Origin of the sequence: Streptomyces katrae, assembly GCF_000966975.1 — a bacterium.
Taxonomy (GTDB): Bacteria; Actinomycetota; Actinomycetes; order Streptomycetales; family Streptomycetaceae; genus Streptomyces; species Streptomyces katrae.
In genome coordinates, this window is the sequence record NZ_JZWV01001678.1 from 1 (window position 1) to 991 (window position 991).

Sequence of the window (991 nt, forward strand, 5' to 3'; positions counted from 1 at the left end):
GGGCCACGTCCCCCACAGGGTCGGCGGCCTCCTCGGCGGGGGTGCGGTAGCCGGCCTTCACCGCCAGCGCCCGGAACCGTACGGCCCGCTCGTCGGGCCCTTCGCCCGGCCGGCCGCCCGGCAGCACGGTGTCGAGGACGTCGACGGCGGCGATGTCGGCGATCTCCGGCACGGCGACGTCGGCCAGCTCCCGGGCGGTGATGTCCAGGTCCAGGGTGGTCCCGATGCGCACCGAGGCGTCCGCGATCAGGGACAGCCGGCGCCGGGCGTGGGCGGCGGAGACGGCGACCCGGTGCTGTTCGGTGACGTCCACGACCGACACGGCGACGCCGATCACCCGGGAGGACTGGTCCTCCAGCCGGTAGATGGACACCAGCCAGGCGCGTTCCTCCGCGTCCTCGGAGATCCGGCCGGTGGTGAAGTTGTCCAGCACCGGTACGCCGGTCTCCATGACCTCCCGCATCCGGGCCTCGACGGCCGAGGCGTCCAGGAAGGGCAGGATGTCGGCGATCCGCTGTCCGAGGTGCCGTTCGGACGGGACCCCGTTGATCCGCTCCAGGGCCGGGTTGACCAGGACGTAGCGCAGGTCGGTGTCGAGGACGGCCAGCCCGATGGGGGACTGGTCGACCAGCCGGAGGGAGAGGGCCAGGTCGCGTTCGACCCGGCGCAGGGTGGCCTGCTCCGAGGCCAGCCCGAGCGCGAACATCCCGCCGTGGTCGGCCTGGAGCCGCATGTTGCGGAACTCGACGAGCACGGTGTGGCCGTCCCGGTGGCGTACGGGGAAGGAGCCCGCCCCGGCGCCCTGGCCCGCCATCACCCGGGCGAACAGGCCGAGGACCTCGTCACGGTTGTCCTCCGCCACCAGCAGGGTCGCCGCGTACCGGCCCAGTGCCTCCTCGGCGGGGTAGCCGAACAGGGCGGCGGCCTGCGGGCTCCACAGCCGGATCCGGCCCTCGGCGTCCAGCACCACCGCGGCCACCCCGAGGACGTC

General features: G+C 74.2%; 1 protein-coding gene. It reads right to left on the reverse strand.

The features are described from left to right. Positions 1-991 (reverse strand): PAS domain-containing protein (locus VR44_RS40030; RefSeq protein ID WP_045952615.1); only part of this gene is annotated, 991 nt, incomplete at both ends.